This window comes from Caballeronia sp. DA-9 (assembly GCF_051615025.1).
GTDB lineage: Bacteria > Pseudomonadota > Gammaproteobacteria > Burkholderiales > Burkholderiaceae > Caballeronia > Caballeronia sordidicola.
Map to the genome: position 1 here is coordinate 674,764 of NZ_CP195132.1, position 15,858 is coordinate 690,621.

Sequence of the window (15,858 nt, forward strand, 5' to 3'; positions counted from 1 at the left end):
GTCGTACCCGGCACATTTAACATTCCTGATTGTTTTTCCTCAACGGAGAACGCCATGCCCAGAACAGCACTTGTGACCGGCGGAGTCAGTGGAATCGGATCGGCCACCGCCGTATCGTTAAAAGACGCGGGTTATGCCGTGATCGTCAGCTACTTTGGCAACGACGCCGAAGCAGAGGAGTTTCATGCGAAGACGGCAATCCCCGTATTCAACTGGAACGTGGCCGACTTCGAGGCCACGCAGGCCGCCATAGGCGGGATCGTCGCGACATCGGGTCCAATCGAGATACTGGTCAACAACGCCGGCATCACCCGGGACAGCATGCTGCACAAGATGACGCTCGATCAATGGAGAAGTGTTATCGACGTAGACCTTGGCGGCTGCTTTAACGCGTGCCGCGCCGTCATATCGAGCATGCGCGAACGACGCTTTGGCCGGATCGTGAACATCAGTTCCGTCAACGCCCTTTCCGGACAGTTCGGGCAGACCAACTATGCAGCGGCAAAGGCGGGAATTATCGGATTCACGAAGGCGCTTGCACTAGAAGGCGCCTCGCGCGGCATCACCGCCAACGTGATAGCGCCGGGGTACACCGACACGGGAATGGTGAACCGTCTGCCCGACGAGACGCTGCGGAGTATTGTCGAAAATGTTCCTGCGAAGAGGCTCGCCAGCCCGGAAGAGATCGCCCGAGGCGTGCTCTTCCTTGTGGCCGACGATTCTTCGTTTATCAACGGGGCCACGCTTTCCATCAACGGCGGAAAATATATGGCCTGAGATAGGGCTTGAGTTGCGTTCCGAGGATGTGGGCGAAACCCGCGGGTGCGCGGCGCAGGATTTTCGCTATTTCGTCATGAGGATCGTGGCGAGCGCGGCCGCGCGATTGACAACGCTTGATGCAGATCAACTGGGGGCCGCGCCGCTGGCGCAGCATAAAAACACGCTGCGCGCTGCGTGGCGGTGAATGCTCCATCGGCAAAGCTTTAGAGGAGGTTCCATGCGCTTGACCATCGAACTGAATTCGTTCAAAGACGTCGGCGAGGCTGCGTTCGCCTCCGTTTGGCTCGACACGGCGATGCTGCGCTGGTCGCGTGAAAGCCATGAACTGCTCGACCTTCCGAAATGGGGAATCGTGGTACCGGCCACTGGTGAAACGAGGTTGTGCGACCAATCGGAAACTGCCCCGCATCTGATTGCCTCCCTGGAGCAGCTCGACCTGGACGAACTTGCGAAGTCGCCGCACACGCACGACTGTAACGAGCCGCCTGGACCTCATGACCGGTCGAGAGGCCGTGCATTGCTGCATGGATGCAACGAAACGAAAACGTCCGTGGGCAAATGGAGGATTCTTTTTATCGACCGAGAAACGACGACGGCCGAACACAGCAATTTCGCGGACGATGCTGGTTAAGACTTGGACGTGCATCGATGCAAGACGGCTGCCGCTGTGAACCTTGAGTTCAGAATCGTATCGGCGAAGCATCAACCCAGATGGGAGTCAGCATGCGTATCACCATGCATATCGATACCTTTGACCGCGTCTCTCCTTGCGGCTATGCCATCCTCGAGATCGACAAGGACACCCGGCGCTGGGTCTTGTTGTCCCAGTGCGGCGTGACGCTTCCTCACGAAGGTTCTCTGATTGCGGGACCGAATGGCACCGTGGTTTGCGGTCCTTCAGGCGCACAGCATCTATGCGTGCTCGAGGGCCTTGATACAGCTTCCGCCCACGGCCCGTTCGAAGGCGAGACCGGTGCGGCGATGTGGTACGCGGATCTTGGTATCCAGCCAGTCGCGGGCCATTGGCATGTTGAACTCACCGAGGACTGTGAAGGTCCACTCGGATCGAGCGCCGCGAACAAACCGCGATGAACCGATCGAGGCAGACCGGGGGCAATGCAATGAAATCCGATCTGGACGGTGCGCGCCGTGTGTCAGCATCGCCCGCTTCGCGGCGGCGTATCCTGGCCTTCAACACGCCCATTCGATTTCCTTGACGTGCTCCAGCTTGCGGCTAAGCCGGTCACAGAAAACATCGAGCAGGCGCACACTTGCATGATCCCTCAGGTCATGAGCATCTATCTTGCAACGGGCGACGGGCGACGGGCGACTTGCCGCTCAGCCGAACCATCTGTTCGAATACGGCATTGGCGCCGCTGCCTCCAAGCGTGCACAGAAACGCGACCCGGTGCAGGCGATTCCGATACGCGCCAAGCCACGTGCGTACAGGTGCCGCCACATGATGTGCCCAGACCGGCGTGGCGATCACCACGATCGAATAGGATGCGGGGTCGTGCGCGGCCGCGCCGATCGGGATGGATCGTTCCGCAAGCGCGTCGATCATCGACCGGACAAATCCGGATGGGCCCGAACGGTCGGTACGATCAACGATCTCCTCAATGTCGGCGCCCAGTCGGCCAGCAAGCCGGGTTGCCATCTGCGCGGTCACGCCCGTGCGGGAATAGTAGACCACCAGGATTTTTGCATTCGACATCGTGAACCTCCAATCCGCACTCCCGTTTCAGTTCTCCTGCAGCTCCGGCTAAAGCGCCAATCGACATAACCGGACCCGCAGCGCCAGGCGCGCGGCTCGCGTGCCCGCAACTCAACTGATCTGCAGATGCTTTTGCTCGGAGTGCGCCTTCTTCGACAACGTCAGCGAGAGGACGCCGTCCTGATACTGCGCCGTGGACGCAGTTTCATCTATATCGCTTGCAAGCGAAAACGAACGGCTGATCGCCCCCGAATAGCGCTCCCGGCGAATGATGCGCTCGCCGTCCCTGGACTCCTTGTCACGCTCTACCTTGGCGCTGATCGACACGACGTTGCCGTCGATCTTCACGCTGATATCCTTCTTGTCGACGCCAGGAAGTTCCGCCTTCACCTGATACGCCTGGTCAGTCTCGGAGACGTCGATCTTCATGTCGGCAAGCGGCGCGTCGTCCGTGCTGATCATGCTGCGCAGTGGCCGGAACAAGCCATGGAACATGTCCGAGACCGGCTCGATCGAAAACGGGTCATAACGGGAAAGGTTGCTCATTTTCCTGCTCCTCGATGAAAGTACTACTACACAAGTCCGCCACATCTCGTGCGCCGGAACCGATGAACCGACGCGTCCCTATCAAAACTTTAGGCGCGTGAGACGACGCTCGCTTGACCTGAATCAAGCAATGAAATACTGCGCGGGCTGGCGTGCGCCGCGAGCAATACGGCCAGCGCACATGACGCAAGGCGCGAGGCGACCGAGTCCGCACGGCTCGTCAGCACAACAGGCACGCGAGCGCCGAGCACGATTCCAGCACTCGCTGCGCCGCCCAAAAACTCCAGTTGCTTCGCAAGCATGTTTCCCGCTTCAATATCGGGCACAAGGAGAATGTCCGCGTGTCCGGCCACGGGCGAAACAATGCCTTTCATCAGCGCGGCGCTTTCGGAAATGGCGTTGTCGAAAGCGAGCGGCCCATCGACGGCCGCGCCGGTCAATTGCCCTCGCTCCGCCATCTTCGACAATGCGGCGGCGTCGACGGTCGCGCGCATCCGCGCATTCACCGTCTCTACCGCGCAGAGTATTGCAACGCGCGGCCGGGCGACGCCAAGCACGTGCGCCAGGTCAATGGCGTTTTGCGCGATCGCCGCCTTCTCATCGAGATCGGGCGCGATATTGATCGCGGCATCGGTGATGATGAAAGCCCGTTCGTATGCGGGCGTGTGCATCAGGAAGCAATGTGAAATACGCTTGTCCGTGCGCAGGCCGGAGCCTGGCGCCATGACCGCGCTCATCAGTTCGTCGGTATGCAGGCTGCCCTTCATCAGCGCGCTCACTGTTCCATTCGCCGCGAGTTCCGCGGCACGCGCCGCTGCCGCGTGACTGTGCTCCACATGTTCGATCCGGATGCCGTCGAGCGCGATTGCACTGGCTGCCGCGACGGCCTCGACCCGAGCGCGCGGCGCGACGATCAACGGTTCGATCAAACCCGCCAGTTGCGCGTCGCGCATTGCCACGAGACTGGTCTGGTCGCACGGATGAACAATGGCGATTCGCAGCGCGGCGTGAGCGCGAGCAAGTTCCAGCAACCCGGGACGGCCGGCTGTTGCGCCCGGCAAGATGCCCGGCAAACGAACGCCCGGTTGCGGCACGGCGCCGATGTGATCGTTCATGATTGACGCACGTACGTGCCGGGCGCATCCGGCAGCGCGTCATCCAGCAGGCGCCGGGGCACCGGGACGTCCGACTGCTCGTGCAGCCATTGCGACCAGCGCGGCCACCAGGATCCCTCGGTGGGCTCGGTTTCGTTGAAAAAGGCATGCCGGCTGCGATACGAAGCGCCAGCCGAACGCGTGCCGCATCGATAATGCCGTCCCGCGTGACCCGGCTCGGAGACGATCCCCGCGTTATGGCCGCCGGCCGTCAGCAGGAAGGTCAGCGGATTGTGTGTAAGCAAGTGCAGCTTGTAGACGGAGCGCCACGGAGAAACGTGGTCCTGCTCGGTTCCGACCACGAACATCGGCTGCTCGATGTCTGACAGGGCGACCGGACGTCCATCGACGCAATACCGGCCCTCCGCCAGATCGTTGCGCAGGAAAAGCTGAGTCAGATACTCGCTGTGCATGCGGTAAGGCATGCGCGTGGTGTCGGCGTTCCACGCCATCAGGTCGTTCGGTTTCGAACGGCGTCCGAGCAGGTACTCGCTCATGAGCCGCGACCAGATCAAATCCCGCGCATTGAGCAACTGGAATGCCGCCGCCATTTGGGAACCATCCAGAAAGCCCTGTTCCCACATGAGTGCATCGAGCGTGGCGAGTTCGCTTGCGTCGATAAAAAGCCCGAGTTCTCCAGGTTCGGTGAAATCGGTTTGAGCGGCAAGCAGCGTCACGCTGCGCAACTCATCGGCGCGCGCGTCACGCGCAAGCATTGCCGCGGCGATCGAAAGCAGCGTGCCACCCAGGCAATAGCCGACCGCATGCACCGGCGTGGCGTCGCAGCGCTTTCGGACTTCGGCCAAGGCGTCGAGCACGCCGCGCGATAAATAGTCGTTCAGCGCGAGATCGCGATCTTCCGGGCCCGGATTTCTCCACGAAATCATGAACACCGTAAATCCTTCCGAGACCAGATAACGAACCAGTGAATCGTGCGGGCTCAGGTCGAGAATGTAGTACTTCATGATCCACGAAGGCACGATGAAGACAGGCTCGCGGGCAACCGTGTCAGTGGACGGCGAGTACTGGATCAACTCGCACAGATCGTTTCGATACACCACCTTGCCCGGCGTGATGGCGACGTCGCGCCCAGGCATGAAGGCCTGCGCGCCGGGCTGGCGCTTGCCCGGCGCGCGGGCCAGCATCGCGGTCAGGTCCTCGATCCAGTGTTGACTGCCCGCCACGAAATTGGCTCCGCCGGTTCGAAGGGTTTCCTCGATCACCGCCGGATTGGTCAACACGAAATTGCTTGGCGAGAGCGCGTCCAGCATCTGCCTGAGCCCGAAGCGCACGACGTCTTCGTGATGGCGCTCGACGCCTCTCACGCCAGTCGTTGCGCTTTCACACCATTGCTGCAAGCGGAGAAAACCGTCGCGCCAGACGCAATAGGGCCAGCCATTCCACGAAGCGGCAGCAAAGCGCGGATCGCCGGAAACCGGAAGCGGCGCGGTCGTGTTGTCCTGCGCAAGCTGCGCCGTGAGCTCGATCCATTTGCCCGGGGCCAGCGCAAAGTGCTGCGCCCAGTCGAACACGGCCAGGCACAAGGCAGCGGGCGACAAGCCGCCACTCAGCCGCGCGAGCGCGGCATGGGCCGCACGGTCGAGAGACTCGCGGCTGTCCGGCGCTCGGGAACAATCGGCCACGAATGCTGGCGGTTTGTCGTACGTCGTCGTAATGGGATCGCGTTTCATCGGCTCACGGTATGTACATGCCACTCGGGGCTGCCGCGCGTGCATCCGCATCGGTCGCAGGCGTCTTGCCGGAGGACAAGCGGATCACTGGTGCGGGAAGCCCGGCATCCGGCCGCGCGGGTCATGGCTGCAACGCGCTCAAGCCGCATGACGATCCGATACCGGCGCGGCGGCAGCCGGCTGAGCGCCCGGTGGACTGGTTCGCACATTAGGAAACGCCGCGCCGAAACCGCCCAGCCAGACCGGCGCCGTGGTTAAACCGGAGGATGGCCGCTGAAAGCCGGCGGTCCACATCGATTGCCAGTTTCTGATTGCATCGGAAACGGCTTCGCCCCACGCGCCCTGATTACGCATGGTGACGCCCGCCGCTTCCTGCCAAAGGTTCGCCGTTTTCTGAAGATAGTTCCGCAAGGCATCCTGTGAAGCCGAAGCCAGCTCGCTGATATCTTTTGCATTGGCAAGCGCGTCCCGTTCCCGGTGTATGGCGTCCAGATCGCGTTCGATGCGCTTTTCCTCCAGTCCGCACATCTGCTGCCGGTATTCCCCGGCCACTGTCAGCAAGTGCAATGCGAAACGAAGGTTGTTCCTGCCAAGATCAAACGGATCGATTAAAGGCGCGGACATGGCCAATTCCTCCTGCATGTGTAGGGCGCGCTCGCGCGCCGGCTGTCGGCTTAAATGTATGCGCGACAGCCGGCCGATCCTTGACCTGGGTCAACTCAAGTAGCGGCTCGAACGCCGTCTCGCACGTTTGATCTACGTCAATCCACGGAAAGCGTCGCCCCATAGACTGGGTCTCATGACCTCGCGGGCGGATCGATTCCAGTGCCCGTCTTCCGAGCGATCCATCAACGGAGCCCTTGCCATGAGCTATAAAAGTATCGTTGTCCAACTCGATACAAGCGGGCGTGCCCATTCGCGCCTCGAATATGCGTTGCGGCTCGCCAGACAGTTCGATGCGCACGTCACCGGCGTGTTCGCCATCTTCACGCCCGATCCAAAGTCGTTCCGCGTGATGGAAGGCTCGGCCTACTACTACGAAGCGCACCGCAAGCTGCGTGACGAACGGCATGGCGCGCTCGAGCGCTTGTTTCACGCAGAACTGGTACGGGCCAACTTGTCCGGTCAATGGATCGACTCGCACGAATACGCGAACGACTTCGTCCCGCGCGTTGCCCGCTGTGCCGACCTCGTGATCGCGGGCCAGGATGATCCGAACGATCCCGAGTCGTTCATCTCGGATCATTTTCCTGAAACGCTTGTGATGTCTGCTGGCCGGCCGGTGATACTCATTCCGTACACGGGCGTGTTCACGACGTTCGGCACGAACGTAATGGTTGCCTGGAACGGCAGCCGCGAAGCGACCCGCGCGGTTCATGACGCCCTGCCGCTGCTCAAGCGCGCAAAAAAGACCACCATCGTGACGCTCAATGGACTGAAGGATGAACTCCCCGGCGAGCGGCTTCCCGGCGCCGATATTGCGCTGGTGCTGGCGCGGCACGGCGTGCAAGCCGATGTCCTGGATCTGGATGGCATCGACGACGTGCCGGCCGGCGACGTCCTGCTCTCGCGCTCGACCGACCTTGGTGCGGATCTCTTGGTGATGGGCGCCTACGGCCACGCCCGGTGGAGAGAACTGGTGATGGGCGGTGCAACGCGCACCATGCTGGCTTCCATGACGGTACCGGTCCTGATGTCGCACTGAATTCGAGGAGACCACTCATGTACAAACACATCCTTGTGCCAATCGACGGCAGCGAGACATCGGCTCGCGCATTGGACGCCGCGCTGTTGCTGGCGCGCGAAAACCACGCCGAGCTGAAGCCTGTCTATGTGATCGACGTGCCACCGACCCTGTACGCCGACCCCGCTTCCGATCCGTCGCACGCGCGCGATGTTTTCGTGAGAGAAGGTGCTCGCGTGATTGCAGAGGCCGTTGCCAGGATGCAAGGCGAGAGCGTGCAGGGCTCGCCTCAAGTGCTGGAAGTCGATCCTGTCGGCGACGACATCACACAGCAAATAAGCCGTGCGGCCAAGGCGTTCAACGCCGACCTCGTGGTAATGGGCACGCATGGACGCCGCGGCTGGCGGCGGCTCGTGCTTGGCAGCGTCGCCGAACGGTTCCTGCGCATGTCCAGTTGCCCCGTGCTGCTCGTCCCCTCGCACGCCGGCGAGCAAAAGGCGCCGCACATCCTGAGCGCGCCAGACATTGCCGGAGCATGGCTATGAACTACGCAACCATGCTCGTTCATATCGACGACAGCCTTTGCAGCGACGCGCGAGTTGACTTCGCCGTCGAACTTGCCCGCAAACACAATGCGCACCTGATCGGGCTTTATATCGTATGCCAGGACCTCCTGCGTCCGATGTTCAGGCCGGACGAAAGCCTGGACCTCGCGACCAATGAGAAGCAGGCTGCGCAACGGCTGGCCCGCGCACGCGATTACTTCACGGAGGCGGCGCGCCGCGCGGGAATCGCCTCGGAATGGCGCGCGCCGCCCGGGCCTGCTGTGGAGACCGCGATCCTGCACGCACGGCATGCCGACCTCCTGATTTACGGGCAGCGGGATCCGGCCGATCCGGCCGCTTATATCGCGAGGAATTTTCCGGACGATGTGCTACTGGAAAGCGGCCGGCCAATGATCCTGCTGCCGTACGCTGGAAATACGGAGCGCTTCGCCGGAACGGTGCTGATTGCGTGGGATGGCGGCCCGGCCGCCGCGCGCGCGGTAGCCGACGCCCTTCCCTTCCTCCGGCTTGCGAATTTCGTGGAAATTGCGGTTGTCGAGCAGCACAACCATGAGACCGTCGCGACGGGCATGGAGCTCGCCGCGTACCTCGAAAGACATCGGGTTCGCGCAGGTGTCCTGACCTTGCCCCGCGTGTCGGGCGTCAGCACGGGCGCGACGCTTCTCAACGCGTTGACCGATACTCACTCGGACCTGCTGGTGCTCGGAGCTTATGGTCACGCGAGGGTCCGGGAAATCGTGCTTGGCGGCGTCACCCGGACGATGCTGGAAAGCATGACCACGCCGGTGTTCATGTCGCATTGATTGCCAAAGGGCTTATGCGATCGTTCGATTATCCCGTCCGACAGGCACGCTCCGAAGCGCCCGCAAGCCGGGCGCTTTTTATGCGTTCGCGCGGCTAGTGCTCGCACGCGTCACCGGAAGAATTGTCGCGAACCATGAGCACCGGAACGTGACTCGAACGCAGGATCGTTTCCGCGACACTGCCAAGCAGATGCTGGCGCGCGATCCTGTGCCCGTGCGTGCCCATGGCAATCAGGTCCGCTCCGGCCGTCAGCGCCGCCTGCATGATTGCGGCCGGCACGCTCGCGCCGTGGGCGTCGATGACCCAGATGCGCGCAGGGACCTTGTGGAGCTTGCACAACTGGCGCGCGTGATCGAGACGTTGCCACGCGGCTTTTTGCGCGGCTTCATCGATGGCGTTCGTTTCGGTGATTCCCCGGGACGAATCGATGATGGGAACGGTCGCCACCATCAACGTCGCTTCGCTGGCCCGCGCGAGCCTAAGCGCTTCTTCCAGCGCCCGATGTGCGCTGCGGCTGCCGTCTAGGGCCGCGAGAATTCGTTTGTACACGGCAAGATCCCCCGATGTCATGCGCTTTAGTGTCTGCGCATAGGGCCGGACATCATTTGACTCATATCAAGCGGTGCGATCGGCGCAGGGACACAGGAGCTTGCTGGACTTTGGCGCATCGGGTGTCAAGGATTTGCCGCCATGCCGGGTTGTTCCCGGATCGGAAATTCATGGATTCCGTGCGTAGCTGCGGGTAAGTTTTCCGACTCTCGGGTCTTCAATTGAGGAACTTGGCGGACAGGACGCGAGCACAAAGAACTGCGTACATCGGTGTTGCGTTGCGCAAATTTTATCCGTAAAATCCGCGGTTCTGGAGATGGCATTCCTCCAAACAACCGCCGATCCTTCGGCTGATGATGCCTACGAGTTCCTGGGTGCAGGAGGTCGTAGGCCGTCCGTGCGACGCCCTGTCGCCCAGGTTTGATGTTCTTTCGAACCTGAAAATCATGAAACGTCTCAAGTCTGTCGAACAGATAGCCATGATGCCGTATCTCGCGCGCTGGCTGCTGCTTTCCTCCGTGCTGGGCGCCCTCGCCGGGTCTGCGTCCGCGCTTTTTCTCTTTGCACTGGACCGTACCACTAATACGCGGCTGGATCATCCATGGCTCATTTGGTTACTGCCGGTTGCGGGGTTCCTTACCGGCTGGATCTATCACCGCATTGGCAAGAGCGTCGAAGGTGGCAACAACCTGCTGATCGACGAGATTCACGATCCGCAGAAGATCGTGCCAAAGCGCATGGCGCCGCTCGTGCTGGTGGCCACTGTGGTCACGCACTTGTTCGGCGGCTCCGCGGGCCGCGAGGGCACTGCGGTCCAGATGGGCGGTGCGCTGGCCGACCGGGTCACGCATCTCTTCGATCTGGGTCGCGAGGACCGCCGGATTTTGCTGATGGCCGGCATCGCGGCGGGCTTTTCGTCGGTGTTCGGCACGCCTCTCGCGGGCGCGATCTTCGGCCTCGAGGTGCTTGCGATCGGCCGCCTGCGCTATGACGCGTTGCTCGCGTGTCTCGCGGCTTCAGTCGTGGCAGACGCCGTATGCCGTCTCTGGGGTATTCACCACACGATGTATGCGATCCCTTTCGTGCCGCCTGTCACGGTTCTCGGGTTTGGATCGGCGACCATCGCCGGTATTGCATTCGGTGTTGTGGGGATGCTCTTTGCCGACTCGACGCATGCGTTGTCCGCCCTAATCAAACGCAAGATATCCTATGCGCCCTTCCGGCCTGTCCTTGGCGGCGCGGTGGTCGCGATCCTCGCTACCGTTCTGAACGTTCCGCAGTACCTGGGTCTCGGGATACCGACCATCGTGCAGGCCTTCAACGGTCCGTTGCCGGTCTATGACTTTGCCGGCAAATTCGGTTTCACCGTGGTCACGCTTGCGTCAGGTTTCAAGGGTGGCGAGGTGACTCCGCTTTTCTATATCGGCGCAACACTTGGCAACGCGCTGGGTCACATCCTCGCGTTGCCCATACCTGTGCTTGCGGGGCTTGGCTTTGTCGCCGTGTTCGCTGGCGCGGCGAACACCCCGATCGCGTCGACGGTAATGGCAATCGAACTCTTTGGCCCTCAGATTGGCGTGTATGCGGCTCTCGCGTGCGTGGTCAGCTACCTCTTCTCTGGTCACACGGGAATCTACCGCGCGCAACGGGTCGGCCACGCAAAACATCCGCTCATTCCAGCCGGCATGCGACTGGCAGACATCCCGGCCTGGCGCCGCGCACGCCGCAAGGCCGCGACTGTCGCCGCACAACCCTGAACGCTTCGAAGACCTTACTGCTCAACGTCATGACTCAACTGATTTCGCTTCGCCTTTATTTTCACCATTCCGAAAGGGCTCGTCCGACACGCCTCTGGCATCGCGTATCGCGACCGAGCCTTGCCTCGCAATTACTTCGCCATGCGAAGGAAGCTGGGATCGAGCAGGCACTCCTGCATCGCGTCCATGCGGGATATTTGAAAGGAGACCGCCTGCATCACGAACACATCGAGATTGCGCATCACCGTTTCCCGCATTGCATAGAACTCATTGACCTGGATGCCAAAGTGCGTGATTTCTGGCGCACCCATGGCAAGGGGCTCGACAATGTCCGGGCGATTTTGCTGCCATGCGAATTGCCGGGACACGGGGCTTGATCAACGGCCGCGGAGGCCGAGTCGAAATAAAATCACCGACCACGCCGCGGCTGACAGGGATGTTCACGCTGCTGGCATTAGCGGTGCTGGTAATACAAGCCACGGCTTGGCTACTGTCCGCGCTGGTGAATTCAGCAGTTCAACCGTTGACGATGCATCAGAAGTTACCGATCCGAAGCCATTCAATGGCAGGATGCTCGCCGGGAACGGTTTGCGGTACGACCGCATGGACCAGTCTCAAGCCTTGGGCGGAATTAGCGAACCAGACGACCGCATCCTGCGTTGCACGGTTGGCGAGAACGAACGCCCGGAAACCCGGGCTGTTTCCCCAGTGAAAAGAAGCAACCCTGGAAGGGCTCCAGGCCCCAGCCCAACCCCCACGCTATGTTCAGATCAGGCGGGTTGTGACCGATAAGGTCTTCGGCATCGTCGCCTTGTCGCGTATTGATGCGTGGCAAAAACCATTGATCATGAGTTGCGGATGCCAAGCCCCGGCGAGCCAGTACATGCTGAATAAAGCTGATGTAGTCGGATGCCGTCGTGAGGAGCGACCATGATGCCTGCGCCGTTTGCACGCGACGCTTGGGTACCGGCTGGCCTTCCCACTCGTGGCCCTGCGCGTGGTTGACCGCGAAGCGCTCCTGCCATTCCAGGCTCGAATGATGCATGCCCAACGGCTCGAATATGCGCTCTCGTGCCAACGTTTCCAGCGGGCGTGCGCTTACGGCCTCCATCGCGCGCTGAAGCCACGCAAATGCGCTGCTGCCGTAGCTGAATCGCTCGCCGGGGTTGAAATACGTGCGCAGCGGAGCTGTTTCGCGGACAATATTTGGAAGGCCGCTCGTGTGTGTCAGCACATGAACGGCGGTTATCCGCCGAGCAGTTGGGTCGCCGGGTACGTACTCTCCGCATATGTCGTACAGGGGTCTTTGCAGGTCTAGCAGCCCCTCTTCGGAAAGCTGGAGCGCGATGTACGCGACGAGCGGTTTGGTGAGAGACGCAGCCTCAAAGACGGTCGCCGCATCGACACCGGCGAGATCGTGTGCACCGCGAACGCCGAAGTAACATTCGGTACTGCGCATCCCCGCGCGAAGAGTGGCAAGCGAAACGCCAGGAATCTTGCCGCTGGCAGTCGTTTCTGCGAGAAATCGATTGAGGTCGATCATCGGTCTATGCATCGGCTGGATATGTGCCGGATTGTAGCGGCTGCGACGTGGGTGACGTCATCCGGCGTGGTTCGGCTCAGCTCGGCTATTTGGTACGCACGTATGGTCACCGACATTGCGCTATATCGGCCTAGGGAATAAGCGCGCTGGAGGTAATATGTCGCTCACAAAATTGCAATTGAAGATGAAGGCGACTTGCGAAGGAATCCTTTTTCCAACGAATACCAGCAACCGCAAGGTAAGTTCATGCTCGAACATCTGCAACGCAACGTCCGCAAGTTCGGGACCGATGCAATCATGCATTTTGGAAGACCACTGACAGTCCACCTTATCGAGACCGGCCGATGGCTCGAGAAGCGGGGCAGTTCGCCGGCCCTCGTCGCAGCCGGCGCCTTTCACAGCATCTACGGAACGGAAGAGTTTCGAGTAAGTGCCGTCTCGTTAGAAAGGCGCCCCGAGGTGCGGCAGATTATCGGCAAAGAGGCTGAGGCACTCGTCTATCTTTTCTGCACGGCTGATCGCGGTGCCCTCTTCTCAGGGCAGACGGCCGCACCCTACTCTGTTCCTCTTCCATCCGTTGCGACGCGCGCGAATCTTGATGAGGCGACATTTGCTGCACTTCTCGAACTGGAAGCGGCGAACATCGTTGACAGCGCGTTGCATCAACCGGACGCTCCACCTACTGCGGGGCAATTCTGGTTAGCTCGGTTCGAGTCAGTCAAAACTCGGCTCTCGGACAGCGCCTACGAAACTGCTCGTGATGTCTTGACGAACTGGAACGCGGACATGGTTCGTGAGCGCATGAGAATGGAGGGATGGTCACGCGATGACGAGCAGTAAGGCGTCGGGGTGATGTCAGTTGGCGGCCATGAACCGTCGTTCGCTCACACCGCTGCTGGGACGTCCAAATGTCGGTTCGACTCAGGAACCGGCCATTCAATTCGCCATGCCGATATTTCGCCGGTTGGCCGGAGCAGCCGATCGCCACTTCGGCTGCAGCGCACGAAGAATTGGCGGATAAACGAAAGACTCAGCCGCCGAGTTTCGAGAACGCCCCGAACGTTTGAGACCGACGACTCGCGAATGCGCATCGCAAGAATGAAAGGTACTCGCTCGTCGTTGATGTCACTAGCAACACCGCCACCAAACACGGTTGTCGTAATTCGTCGCGTTCAGATGTCCAGATGCTTGCGATCCAAAGTGTCTCCATCATTTCGATTGTAATTGACTATGCTCAGTACAGGAGTCGGTGAGCCGCCGCCGTCCCTGACCGAAGACGAGGATAATATGGCAAACGATCCGGACGAGGTGGACCATGAAAATCTTCGAAAGCTTGAAAAAATAGCGATCGACAAAGCGTTGGAAACGAAAGAGATCGGCGATATTGAAAAGTCTGTGTCGATCTCAAAAACGATAACTGATCGGAATAAGACGGCTCGTGATTACCGGAATCAGCGCGTCGTCCTCCGGTTTGAATGGTACAAGACATTTGCGTCTGCCATTGTCCCGCTCCTCACGCTTCTGACGCTCGGTTTTACAGTCTGGATTCAAATCAAGCAGTTGAACGAGACCAATATTGCAAATGCAGATGCTGGATGGCGAGATACAGCTCAGAAAGTATTGTCTCAGCTACGACCTTCCGGGACGACCGGCAGGACCGCCGGGATGGTCGACGGCCAATTGACCATTCAGCTACTCCGCCCGTATTTTTCAGATCCGCGCCACGGGACGGAGGCAATGGACATTGGGATGCTTGTAGTTACGCGAACCGGCGACCGAAACGCGATCGAGAACTTTTATGCATTCCCCGATATTAAGGTTACAGACTCGAATGTCAATGTTTTCCTGTTCCGCGCACGTGACTTGGAGTCCCAACTTGCCGCGCTTGACGACGAGAGCCAGCTTCAGACTCTACCTGTTGAAATTGCCCGGAACGCCGACAAATTTCGCGAGGCTCTTTCGTATAACTTAAGGCTCATATGTGGAAAGATAAGTGAATCCCTCCAACCGGTCCCTAGAATAAATTTCCCTGACCATGTCGATGGAATCCATTTTCTCGATTGTAGTTTCGCCAACGTGAATCTGAGAGGCGCGATAATTAAAAAAAGTCACTTCGAGAGAGTTGATTTTCGTGGTGCGGATTTATCTAATGTTCGCGCATTTGAGCAATCTGCTTGGGAGGGAAGCAATTGGTGGGACGCCAAGAGGATAAATGGGCCGCTGCTCTTTTACTTACTTAAAAATTACTTTCCGTATGCCGACGGAAGTAGATCATATTTTCAACAGCCTCCGATTGAAGCGGCATATAAGAACAAGGTGAGGGCGCTTTGTGGCACTGCGCGAGTCGACTGTCCCGATAAATTGCTTCGATTTGGTCCCCAACTTGATTCGCGGCTGAAGCCTATTTTGTCTAATTTGTCGCCGGATGACCTAATTTTCGTTGCGAAAAATGACCTTTCCCCAGGTCGGTATCATGGAATAACTGGAGACGACGGTAAGGAAGAACTGATAGTCGCGAAAGAACTTGTTGCCGCGCACCTCTGTGATGAAGCCCCCGATCTTGATGTACGGGCACATGAGAAAGCTCACAACGACCCTCCCGGATCATGGCTGAGTGAAGTTTCTTGTAACGACGACTACACTGAGATCCGTAGATACCTTCTTACCGCCATCGTGCCGGAATATCTTAGCCGTCTTGCACCAGGTGTTGGCACGTCAGAGGAGGCGGGCGCTGATAAGCCAATACAGATCAAGGCTGCTTTGTCATCCTTTTCATCCAACGGCCTAGCGGTTTTGCTTTCCAACACCGCGTCGACGAGTTGGCCTAAAACGGCGGCTCCAACTATCGAGGAAAGAAAGGGAGTGGGTGAGCTTGCAGCTGCTGGCGTTTGTAGTATAGATTCCCCTAGCGAGATGAGACAAAATGAAGTAGATGCGGGGATTCAAGCGAATACCATTGTTTTTGCCATGACATGTTCTTCGCTATTTAATGACGTTGCAAAGGTTGTTAAAGAACTGGTTATCCCGCAATTGATTAAAGATGCGAAATCGACGTAGAGAAAAGAGCCGC

17 protein-coding genes and 1 riboswitch are annotated in these 15,858 nt (G+C 59.6%); of the genes, 10 read left to right on the top strand and 7 right to left on the bottom strand.

What is annotated here, in order from left to right; genetic code table 11:
• The first annotated feature begins 54 nt into the window (after positions 1 to 54).
• The 3 genes from ACRWA7_RS09235 to ACRWA7_RS09245 all read left to right on the top strand — a co-directional run bounded on the left by ACRWA7_RS09235 (position 55) and on the right by ACRWA7_RS09245 (position 1,872).
• Complete coding sequence (locus ACRWA7_RS09235; RefSeq protein WP_438392401.1) at positions 55 to 777, top strand: 3-oxoacyl-ACP reductase; 723 nt, start codon at positions 55 to 57, stop codon at positions 775 to 777.
• A 220-nt stretch (positions 778 to 997) separates the two neighbouring features.
• The gene (locus tag ACRWA7_RS09240) at positions 998 to 1,411 is read left to right on the top strand and encodes a DUF3564 family protein (protein ID WP_438392402.1); all 414 of its coding nucleotides are present in this window, start codon (positions 998 to 1,000) and stop codon (positions 1,409 to 1,411) included.
• Between the two features lie 92 nt (positions 1,412 to 1,503).
• Positions 1,504 to 1,872, top strand: coding sequence for a DUF3564 family protein (locus ACRWA7_RS09245; protein WP_438392403.1), 369 nt, complete (start codon positions 1,504 to 1,506; stop codon positions 1,870 to 1,872).
• A 196-nt stretch (positions 1,873 to 2,068) separates the two neighbouring features.
• Here the strand turns inward: ACRWA7_RS09245 and ACRWA7_RS09250 are convergent, their stop codons facing one another.
• The 5 genes from ACRWA7_RS09250 to ACRWA7_RS09270 all read right to left on the bottom strand — a co-directional run bounded on the left by ACRWA7_RS09250 (position 2,069) and on the right by ACRWA7_RS09270 (position 6,509).
• Positions 2,069 to 2,494: a flavodoxin family protein gene (locus tag ACRWA7_RS09250; protein WP_438392404.1), complete on the bottom strand. Its 426-nt coding sequence runs from the start codon at positions 2,492 to 2,494 to the stop codon at positions 2,069 to 2,071.
• A gap of 111 nt (positions 2,495 to 2,605) precedes the next feature.
• Positions 2,606 to 3,040: an Hsp20/alpha crystallin family protein gene (locus ACRWA7_RS09255; protein ID WP_060858565.1), complete on the bottom strand. Its 435-nt coding sequence runs from the start codon at positions 3,038 to 3,040 to the stop codon at positions 2,606 to 2,608.
• A gap of 89 nt (positions 3,041 to 3,129) precedes the next feature.
• Positions 3,130 to 4,155: a bifunctional enoyl-CoA hydratase/phosphate acetyltransferase gene (locus tag ACRWA7_RS09260; protein WP_438392405.1), complete on the bottom strand. Its 1,026-nt coding sequence runs from the start codon at positions 4,153 to 4,155 to the stop codon at positions 3,130 to 3,132.
• Positions 4,152 to 5,885 carry a PHA/PHB synthase family protein gene (locus ACRWA7_RS09265; RefSeq protein ID WP_438392406.1) on the bottom strand — a complete coding sequence of 578 codons (1,734 nt, stop codon included), beginning with the start codon at positions 5,883 to 5,885 and terminating at the stop codon, positions 4,152 to 4,154. Before ACRWA7_RS09265 ends, ACRWA7_RS09260 begins: the two co-directional genes overlap by 4 nt.
• Positions 5,886 to 6,023: 138 nt before the next feature.
• Entirely contained in the window at positions 6,024 to 6,509 is a 486-nt protein-coding gene (locus tag ACRWA7_RS09270) for a hypothetical protein (RefSeq protein ID WP_438392407.1), read from the bottom strand.
• A 241-nt stretch (positions 6,510 to 6,750) separates the two neighbouring features.
• Between ACRWA7_RS09270 and ACRWA7_RS09275 the strand changes: the two genes are divergently transcribed.
• The 3 genes from ACRWA7_RS09275 to ACRWA7_RS09285 are packed head-to-tail and all read left to right on the top strand — an operon-like array spanning position 6,751 to position 8,938.
• The gene (locus ACRWA7_RS09275) at positions 6,751 to 7,590 is read left to right on the top strand and encodes a universal stress protein (RefSeq protein ID WP_438392408.1); all 840 of its coding nucleotides are present in this window, start codon (positions 6,751 to 6,753) and stop codon (positions 7,588 to 7,590) included.
• A 17-nt stretch (positions 7,591 to 7,607) separates the two neighbouring features.
• Complete coding sequence (locus ACRWA7_RS09280) at positions 7,608 to 8,114, top strand: universal stress protein (protein WP_060858560.1); 507 nt, start codon at positions 7,608 to 7,610, stop codon at positions 8,112 to 8,114.
• The gene (locus ACRWA7_RS09285) at positions 8,111 to 8,938 is read left to right on the top strand and encodes a universal stress protein (protein WP_438392409.1); all 828 of its coding nucleotides are present in this window, start codon (positions 8,111 to 8,113) and stop codon (positions 8,936 to 8,938) included. The genes ACRWA7_RS09280 and ACRWA7_RS09285 overlap by 4 nt, the downstream gene beginning before the upstream one ends.
• Before the next feature lie 94 nt (positions 8,939 to 9,032).
• On the opposite strand, the gene ACRWA7_RS09290 is transcribed toward ACRWA7_RS09285, so the two are convergent.
• Positions 9,033 to 9,488, bottom strand: a complete 456-nt coding sequence (locus ACRWA7_RS09290; RefSeq protein ID WP_438392410.1) for a universal stress protein — start codon at positions 9,486 to 9,488, stop codon at positions 9,033 to 9,035.
• A 303-nt stretch (positions 9,489 to 9,791) separates the two neighbouring features.
• A riboswitch (Fluoride riboswitch) is annotated at positions 9,792 to 9,858 on the top strand.
• Positions 9,859 to 9,934: 76 nt separating this feature from the next.
• Between ACRWA7_RS09290 and ACRWA7_RS09295 the strand changes: the two genes are divergently transcribed.
• Positions 9,935 to 11,245 (top strand): voltage-gated chloride channel family protein, encoded by a 1,311-nt coding sequence (locus ACRWA7_RS09295; protein WP_438392412.1) that lies wholly within the window; start codon positions 9,935 to 9,937, stop codon positions 11,243 to 11,245.
• Between the two features lie 29 nt (positions 11,246 to 11,274).
• Positions 11,275 to 11,622 carry a DUF190 domain-containing protein gene (locus tag ACRWA7_RS09300; protein ID WP_438392413.1) on the top strand — a complete coding sequence of 116 codons (348 nt, stop codon included), beginning with the start codon at positions 11,275 to 11,277 and terminating at the stop codon, positions 11,620 to 11,622.
• 254 nt (positions 11,623 to 11,876) lie between these two features.
• Here ACRWA7_RS09300 and ACRWA7_RS09305 read toward each other — a convergent pair whose 3' ends face one another.
• Complete coding sequence (locus ACRWA7_RS09305) at positions 11,877 to 12,788, bottom strand: serine hydrolase domain-containing protein (RefSeq protein WP_438392414.1); 912 nt, start codon at positions 12,786 to 12,788, stop codon at positions 11,877 to 11,879.
• Between the two features lie 246 nt (positions 12,789 to 13,034).
• Between ACRWA7_RS09305 and ACRWA7_RS09310 the strand changes: the two genes are divergently transcribed.
• Positions 13,035 to 13,628 (top strand): DUF6817 domain-containing protein, encoded by a 594-nt coding sequence (locus tag ACRWA7_RS09310; RefSeq protein ID WP_438392415.1) that lies wholly within the window; start codon positions 13,035 to 13,037, stop codon positions 13,626 to 13,628.
• 447 nt (positions 13,629 to 14,075) lie between these two features.
• Positions 14,076 to 15,845: a pentapeptide repeat-containing protein gene (locus tag ACRWA7_RS09315; protein WP_438392416.1), complete on the top strand. Its 1,770-nt coding sequence runs from the start codon at positions 14,076 to 14,078 to the stop codon at positions 15,843 to 15,845.
• Positions 15,846 to 15,858 lie beyond the last annotated feature (13 nt).